11 protein-coding genes, 1 tRNA gene and 1 other RNA gene are annotated in these 6,201 nt (G+C 68.1%); 9 read left to right on the top strand and 4 right to left on the bottom strand.

The features are described 5' to 3' along the window. The first annotated feature begins 44 nt into the window (after positions 1–44). The 4 genes from AC0IY1_RS21550 to ssrA all read left to right on the top strand — a co-directional run bounded on the left by AC0IY1_RS21550 (position 45) and on the right by ssrA (position 2,399). On the top strand, positions 45–1,217 hold the full coding sequence (locus AC0IY1_RS21550; protein WP_055955574.1) for a zinc-dependent alcohol dehydrogenase: 1,173 nt from the start codon (positions 45–47) through the stop codon (positions 1,215–1,217). A 168-nt stretch (positions 1,218–1,385) separates the two neighbouring features. Next, positions 1,386–1,577, top strand: a complete 192-nt coding sequence (locus AC0IY1_RS21545; RefSeq protein ID WP_055955577.1) for a hypothetical protein — start codon at positions 1,386–1,388, stop codon at positions 1,575–1,577. A 124-nt stretch (positions 1,578–1,701) separates the two neighbouring features. Further along, positions 1,702–2,028, top strand: a complete 327-nt coding sequence (locus tag AC0IY1_RS21540) for a hypothetical protein (RefSeq protein WP_471772273.1) — start codon at positions 1,702–1,704, stop codon at positions 2,026–2,028. 5 nt (positions 2,029–2,033) lie between these two features. Beyond that, positions 2,034–2,399, top strand: a transfer-messenger RNA (tmRNA) gene (gene ssrA / locus AC0IY1_RS21535). Positions 2,400–2,613: 214 nt separating this feature from the next. Here the strand turns inward: ssrA and AC0IY1_RS21530 are convergent. Together AC0IY1_RS21530 and AC0IY1_RS21525 are read right to left on the bottom strand one after the other, a co-directional pair. Next, entirely contained in the window at positions 2,614–3,288 is a 675-nt protein-coding gene (locus AC0IY1_RS21530) for a hypothetical protein (protein WP_055955582.1), read from the bottom strand. A gap of 51 nt (positions 3,289–3,339) precedes the next feature. After that, positions 3,340–3,726 carry a hypothetical protein gene (locus tag AC0IY1_RS21525; RefSeq protein ID WP_103712381.1) on the bottom strand — a complete coding sequence of 129 codons (387 nt, stop codon included), beginning with the start codon at positions 3,724–3,726 and terminating at the stop codon, positions 3,340–3,342. A 438-nt stretch (positions 3,727–4,164) separates the two neighbouring features. Between AC0IY1_RS21525 and AC0IY1_RS21520 the strand changes: the two genes are divergently transcribed. From AC0IY1_RS21520 to AC0IY1_RS21505, 4 genes are all read left to right on the top strand, one after another. Beyond that, a tRNA-Arg gene (locus tag AC0IY1_RS21520) sits at positions 4,165–4,241 on the top strand. A 152-nt stretch (positions 4,242–4,393) separates the two neighbouring features. Next, positions 4,394–4,558, top strand: coding sequence for a ribosome modulation factor (locus AC0IY1_RS21515; RefSeq protein WP_471772271.1), 165 nt, complete (start codon positions 4,394–4,396; stop codon positions 4,556–4,558). Further along, positions 4,555–4,686 (top strand): hypothetical protein, encoded by a 132-nt coding sequence (locus AC0IY1_RS21510; protein ID WP_280137537.1) that lies wholly within the window; start codon positions 4,555–4,557, stop codon positions 4,684–4,686. Before AC0IY1_RS21515 ends, AC0IY1_RS21510 begins: the two co-directional genes overlap by 4 nt. A gap of 167 nt (positions 4,687–4,853) precedes the next feature. Next, positions 4,854–5,234 carry a VanZ family protein gene (locus tag AC0IY1_RS21505; RefSeq protein ID WP_471772269.1) on the top strand — a complete coding sequence of 127 codons (381 nt, stop codon included), beginning with the start codon at positions 4,854–4,856 and terminating at the stop codon, positions 5,232–5,234. A 68-nt stretch (positions 5,235–5,302) separates the two neighbouring features. On the opposite strand, the gene AC0IY1_RS21500 is transcribed toward AC0IY1_RS21505, so the two are convergent. After that, on the bottom strand, positions 5,303–5,548 hold the full coding sequence (locus AC0IY1_RS21500) for a hypothetical protein (RefSeq protein ID WP_103711004.1): 246 nt from the start codon (positions 5,546–5,548) through the stop codon (positions 5,303–5,305). Between the two features lie 107 nt (positions 5,549–5,655). After that, positions 5,656–5,859, bottom strand: a complete 204-nt coding sequence (locus AC0IY1_RS21495) for a hypothetical protein (protein ID WP_471772266.1) — start codon at positions 5,857–5,859, stop codon at positions 5,656–5,658. A gap of 18 nt (positions 5,860–5,877) precedes the next feature. On the opposite strand from AC0IY1_RS21495, the gene AC0IY1_RS21490 reads away from it, so the two are divergent. Then, the gene (locus AC0IY1_RS21490) at positions 5,878–6,153 is read left to right on the top strand and encodes a hypothetical protein (protein WP_471772264.1); all 276 of its coding nucleotides are present in this window, start codon (positions 5,878–5,880) and stop codon (positions 6,151–6,153) included. Positions 6,154–6,201 lie beyond the last annotated feature (48 nt).

Raw genomic sequence — 6,201 nt, 5'->3', positions numbered from 1 at the left:
CGCCCGCGCGCCGCCCCCGGCCCCCAGGCTCTTGGAGATCCGCCATGAAGGCACTGTGCTGGCACGGCAAGGGCGACATCCGCTGCGATACGGTTCCCGATCCGCAGATCGAGGATGCCCGCGACGTCATCATCAAGGTGACGAGCTGCGCCATCTGCGGCTCGGATCTCCACCTGATGGACGGGCAGATGCCCACCATGGAATCCGGCGACGTCCTCGGCCACGAATTCATGGGCGAGGTGGTGGAGGTCGGAACCGGCTTCACCAAGTTCCGCAAGGGCGACCGCATCGTCGTGCCCTTCAACATCAATTGCGGCGAGTGCCGCCAGTGCCGTCTCGGCAACTGGTCGGTCTGCCAGCGTTCGAACCGCAACGCCGCCATGGCGGCCGCCCAGTTCGGCTACACCACCGCGGGCCTGTTCGGGTACTCGCACATCACCGGCGGCTATGCCGGCGGCCAGGCCGAGTACGTGCGCGTGCCCATGGCCGACGTCGGCCCGATGAAGGTGCCGGACGGCATGGACGACGAGTCGGTGCTGTTCCTCACCGACATCCTGCCCACCGGCTGGCAGGGCGCCGAGCATTGCGAGATCAAGGGCGGCGAGATCATCGCGGTCTGGGGGGCCGGGCCCGTCGGCCTGTTCGCGATCCAGTCGGCCAAGATCATGGGGGCCGAGCGCATCATCGCCATCGAGACCGTGCCCGAGCGCCTGGCGCTGGCCCGCAAATACGGCGCCACCGACGTCATCGACTTCATGAAGGAGGACGTCTTCGCGCGCATCCTGGAGATCAGCAAGGGGGAGGGCGCCGACGGCGTCATCGACTGCGTCGGCATGGAGGCCACCGCCGGCCACGGCATCGCCGGGGTGCTCAGCACCCTGCAGGAGACGCTGACCTCGACCGAGCGCCCCTACGCCCTGGCCGAGGCCATCAAGGCCGTGCGCCCCTGCGGCATCGTCTCGGTGCCGGGCGTCTATGGCGGGCCGGTGCCGGTCAACATGGGCATGATCGTCCAGAAGGGCCTGACCCTGAAGAGCGGCCAGACCCACGTGAAGCGCTACCTCGAGACGCTGACGAAGCTGATCCAGGCGGGCCGATTCGACATGACGTCGCTGATCACGCACCGGTCGACCAACCTCGCCGACGGTCCTGATCTCTACAAGACCTTCCGGGACAAGAAGGATGGCTGCGTGAAGGTGGTCTTCCACCCCAACTGAGCCCCGACTTGCTCGACCGAGGCCGCTTCGCCGAAGTCGGAGCCCACGTCGCGCGCCGGGTTTCGGCGCGCGGCAGGACAATAGCCGACGAGATCAGGCAAGGATATCTCGGCCAACTTGCTCGGATGTGCATTGCGGGCCGCCCCCGGCATCCGCTAAAGCCGAGCAATGTCAGACTTGGAATCTCTCCTCGACCGCCTCAAGGACGCTCAGAGGACCCTCATCACAGAAGCCGCGAAGATCGCGATGCTGCCGCCCGACAGCGTCCTGCGGCGCGTGGCCGACCTCGAGAACACGATCGCGGCCGTGGAGGCCCTGATCGAGGAGCAGGCCCATCGCCGTGGCCGCGCCGCGGGGTAGAGCCCCGTCGCGGGCCAAGGCTGAGCCGAGGACCAAGGCTGAGCCGAGGACCAAGGCTGAGCCGAGGGCCAAAGCTGAGCCGAGCATTAAGGCCGCACCGAGGCGCAAGTCCGCGCCGCCGCTCGTGACGCCGGACGGACGCTACCTCGTGGTGCGCGGCCGGCTCTGGCGCCGGACCCGCCCCGACCTCGACCCCGCCGCGCGCGACGCCCACGTCGCCGCCCTGATGGATGCGCGCCGGGCCGTGAAGGCCGGCAAGGCGGCCGGAGATCCGGACGCGGTCGCGCAGGCCCGCCGTGCCGTCGATGCGGCCAAGCGCGACCTCGGCGAGCGCGGCCCCGTCTGGTGGGACGACGGCGCGCCCGACCTCAACCGGCACATGGCCCGCACCACACCCTACGCCGATTGGTTCGCGGCCGAGACGGCCGGGCCGACGGGTGCGGCGGGATAGCGCGCCGGCTGGACCCGCGCGGCGATTTCGCCTATATCGAGCCTGCGGTTGATGACCGGTTCGTAATAACGTTTCAGGACCCGGAGGGCAGTACTCCGGCGCCTCCACCAAAAGCCCATCCGCATCCGCAGGTGGTCTTCTGATGGGGGCGAAATAGGATCGACTGGGCGGTAAAGGGATCGCGAGTTCGCTCTCACTTCGGTGCGGGACGATGCGGCTGTCGGTAAGGACTCGACCGGTTCGACGCAGGCAACCCCTGTTTCGAGCATTTGGCCAAAACTCTAAATGCCAACGATAACGTTGTCATGGATGCCCGCCTCGCGGCGTAAGCATCTTGCGGTAGGGTAACCGTCGAAACAGAACCCGGAGCTTCGGCTCCGGGACCCACCCTTTCCCGAACCGTGCAGGCCGTCGAGAGACCGGGATCCGCCCCGACGCGGGACCGCTGCTCCGCGCGCCCTCGGGCCGCGACCGCTCTTCCTCTTCAGTGCACGCAAAAACCCCGGGGCCAGAGGGCCGCCGGGGCTTTTTCGCACCTGCGATGGGCCGCCCCCCCCGAAGGGGAGGGCGGTCCCGGGTCGCCGATCAGACCGGCGTGGTCGGGTAGGCGCGCACGCGGTTGCGACCCTCGACGGTGCCGCCCAGGGCGTTGCCCGGGATCGCGTCCGGCGAGGTCGCGGCGGCGGCCTGCGGGGCGGTCCAGCCCTCGGCGCGCCAATTCTGGGCACGCTCGTCGACGTCGATCGAACCGTGCTCCTCCAGGATGTCCATCACCCGGGCCGCATGGGCCTGGTCGGCCCGGACCGTCACCAGGGTGCCGCCGCGGCGCACGCCCTCGCTGTAGGTGTGGGCGTCGGTCTCGCTGAGGCCCGCACCGGTCAGGCCGCCGGCGAGGCCGCCCGCGGCCGCGCCGATGCCGGCGCCCGTCAGGGTGGCCACGAGCCAGCCCGCCGCCACCACCGGGCCGACGCCCGGGATCGCCAGCAAGCCGAGGCCGGTCAGTAGGCCGGCGGCGCCGCCCAGGACCGTGCCGACCGTGGCGCCCGCTCCGGCGCCGTTGGACGCCTTCTCGGGAGTGTCGCCGTGGACGGGCGAGTCGAGGTCGGTGGTGGTGCGCAGGCGCCCGGCATGGCGGTCACCCTCGTTGCTGCTCACGATGCTGATGTCAGCATGCGCGACACCGGAGGCCTCCAGCTTGGAGACGGCCGTGCTGGCATCGTTGTAGTCGTCGTACAGGGCGGTGATGGTCTGTTGGGCCATGGGAAACTCCTGTGTGCGGGCGAGGGAAGGGGCGGGGGGGGGGGCGGCGGCCTACTGGGCCGCGACGTTGCCCTTGAAGTCGACGCCGACCTTGACCGGCTTGCCGTCGAGCATCGCTTCGCCGCGCCAGATGCCCTTGTCGTCCTTGGTCAGGCCCTTGACGTCCTTGTAACCGGCCTCGGTCAGGCGGTGGTGCGTCTGGGCCTCGGTGAAGCTGTTGGCGCCTTCCTCGAGCTTGGCGTTCGCCGCGGCCTTGGTCGTGGCCGGCTTGGTGGCGTCCGGCTTGTCGGTGTTGGGCCGGGTCACGGCCTCCTGGCCGCCCGAGGTGGCACTCGACTTGGCGTCCGGGGCCGGGGTGCCGGTCACGGTAGTCTGGGCGGAGGCCGAACCCGCACCGAGGATCGTCAGAAGGGCGAGGGTGGTCAGGGACCGTTTCACGGCATTCTCCTTGGATAAGTCTGCGACAGGCAAGAGTTCTTCTCAATCCCGCAGCACCGCAAAGCGTTCCAAGACGGAAACCGATCATCCCCCTTCAAATGGCCAAGCCTGAGCGTTGTCATAAATGTTCCATCTTGTCCTGACACTGATGATGAGATGAAACGACAAGATCACGCGCCGACAACAAACAGGTTTTGACCGACGCATACGCTGCACCGCGGCGACAGATCTGCCCTGTACCCCGGAAGAACATCCTTCGAGCGCGTTGAGCGTCGGCCTGGAGCCCGGGGCCGGGGATCGCCGCGGCCCGCGCCGACCCCGAATGGGCGGCGAGGCGCACCGCCGCGAAAAATCTGTCCCGCCAGGGTTGCCAGCGCAAAAAGGAGCCTCTAAACACCCGCTCACACCGGGGGCGGCACCAACCCCCACCGGTCGCAGGCGCCCGTAGCTCAGCTGGATAGAGCACCAGACTACGAATCTGGGGGTCAGAGGTTCGAATCCTTTCGGGCGCGCCATTACTTTCCAAAGCCTTTGCTGGGAAAGACAAGTCCTTCACAACAGGGTCGAATGCGGATGCCGGCTTGGCATCCTGCGTGGTGACCACGCGCGGGCTGTGCGTGGGCAGGCCGGCCCTTGGAGGGCCTTCCGCCTGCCCTATCTCCTGCTCATGACAGAGCCGCCGGACGACAACCTCGATCACTACGCGCTGGGGTTCTATGCCCCCGGCAAGGGCCTGCGCCGGGAAGACTGCCCCTATGCCGAGGGCACGGAGGCGCATTCCCGGTGGACCGCGGGGTACGATGCCGCGCTGACGGAGGACGAGGGCGCGTGATGGTCTTCCTCCGCCTGCTCCACGTTCTTCGCCTCTGGACCCTCGTGTCCGTCCCGGCCGGTATCGTGATCGGCAAGCTTCTCAAGGCGAACCGCCGGGCGACCACCCGGCCCGTGGACCGCCCGTAAGGGCGGAGCGGCACCAAAGCCTTCTCGGGCCGGACGGCCTTCGGACAAGACGGCTTCGCCGTTTCATCGCCGGCCCGGGGCAGGGCCCCGCCACGGCGGGACGGCATCGCCAGCCCTGCGGACGGCCCCGGGGGCATGGACAGGATCAGGAGCCGTCAGGAGTGGTCATGTCGCGACGTCGCGCCGCCCTTTCCAGGTTCGTCCGCGTGGCGGCCTGGCTGAGCGTGGGGGCCCTGGTCTGGCTCTCCTGGATCCCGCGCGACTGGGAAGCGCGCACATCCCTCCCGGGCCAAGCCGAGCACGCGATCGCGTATGCGGGGACCGCCGGCCTGTTCGTGCTCGGCTACGGGGCCGCGCTGCGCTGGTGGCGGATCGGCCTGCCGCTCATCGCCCTGGGTGCCGTCCTGGAAATCGGCCAGCTCTGGGTTCCGGGCCGAACCGCGCAGGTCGTCGACTTCGTGGCCAGCGGATCGGGCGCGCTCCTCGGCGCCCTGGGCGGTACGATCGTCGCCCGGCGCCTGCTCAAGGCCGCACCCCCGGCCCGCTAAGCGCGGACCGCCTCAGCCGAAGACGACCGGGGACGCTCCCAAGTCGCCTGTCGAACCTGTGTCGCCTGTCACGCCTTGCGGGGCGCGGCGGGCGAGGCCTCGGAATTCCAGAGGAGCGACGTCGCGACATAGGTCGCCTCCACCGCCACGAGCATCCAGACCGCGTCGGTGAGGACGATCCCGAGGGAGCGCTGCTCCAGGGCCCCCTCGACGCCGATCGCGACCGCCAGCAGCGATACGATCACGAGAAGACCCGGCAGGCGAACGGCCTGGCTTGCGGCGGCTCCCAGTGAGGCGAAACAGATCAGAAGCATTTGCACACCAACGATACGGGCAATCAGACTACCTACGTATTGAAAGGATACAAGCGGAAATAGAGAGCAGTTTTGTGCTTTGCACAATTTAAGCTGCATTGCGGTCGTTATTCAATCATCAACCTTAACACGGCGTAAGCGAGCCAGCAGAGGAAGACGATCCAGGCGAGAGTCAGGCCGAACCCGAGCCCCAGGACCGCGAGGGTCGAGACCCGGTGCACGCCACGGCCGAGCGCCGCCCGCCACGGCGGCATCGTGCGTCCGTCGACCAGGGGTTCGGGATCGTTGGCTTTCTCCGGCAACGGATTCATCGACATCGACCTGAGGAGATGAAAACAGTTGTCCGGCGCGGCGATCGCAGCCCTCAACGCAGGCAGATTGCAGTTCGTTGCAGGGCAGACCCGGCGATCAAGACCATCCCGCAAGCGTCGGAAGCATGTCCGTCTTCGCGCATGATTTTCGTCGATCACGATCACGCGCATGTGCGCTACCGGAAGACCACGGTCGGCTCGCGCATCTTCGTGGAAAGACAAAGCACCGAGTCTTTACGAATCCTCAAAGCTTTCGATCAATTTCGCACCGGACTGATCTCGCGCGTCGAATGACCGGTCGGCATCGGAGACCGACGATCGGGATTCGCCGGGCGGCCTGCA

Source organism: Methylobacterium sp. AC690 (assembly GCF_979256535.1).
Note: the sequence above shows the minus strand (reverse complement) of the source record. Positions and strands in the feature narration are given on the sequence as shown.

What these genes read in the sequence shown, in the direction of transcription:
- AC0IY1_RS21500 (WP_103711004.1), bottom strand. Translation starts at nt 5,548, where the DNA reads ATGCTTCTGATCTGTTTCGCCTCACTGGGAGCCGCCGCAAGCCAGGCC.
- AC0IY1_RS21550 (WP_055955574.1), top strand. Translation starts at nt 45, where the DNA reads ATGAAGGCACTGTGCTGGCACGGCAAGGGCGACATCCGCTGCGATACG.
- AC0IY1_RS21515 (WP_471772271.1), top strand. Translation starts at nt 4,394, where the DNA reads ATGACAGAGCCGCCGGACGACAACCTCGATCACTACGCGCTGGGGTTC.
- AC0IY1_RS21530 (WP_055955582.1), bottom strand. Translation starts at nt 3,288, where the DNA reads ATGGCCCAACAGACCATCACCGCCCTGTACGACGACTACAACGATGCC.
- AC0IY1_RS21505 (WP_471772269.1), top strand. Translation starts at nt 4,854, where the DNA reads ATGTCGCGACGTCGCGCCGCCCTTTCCAGGTTCGTCCGCGTGGCGGCC.
- AC0IY1_RS21495 (WP_471772266.1), bottom strand. Translation starts at nt 5,859, where the DNA reads ATGAATCCGTTGCCGGAGAAAGCCAACGATCCCGAACCCCTGGTCGAC.
- AC0IY1_RS21490 (WP_471772264.1), top strand. Translation starts at nt 5,878, where the DNA reads ATGAAAACAGTTGTCCGGCGCGGCGATCGCAGCCCTCAACGCAGGCAG.
- AC0IY1_RS21545 (WP_055955577.1), top strand. Translation starts at nt 1,386, where the DNA reads ATGTCAGACTTGGAATCTCTCCTCGACCGCCTCAAGGACGCTCAGAGG.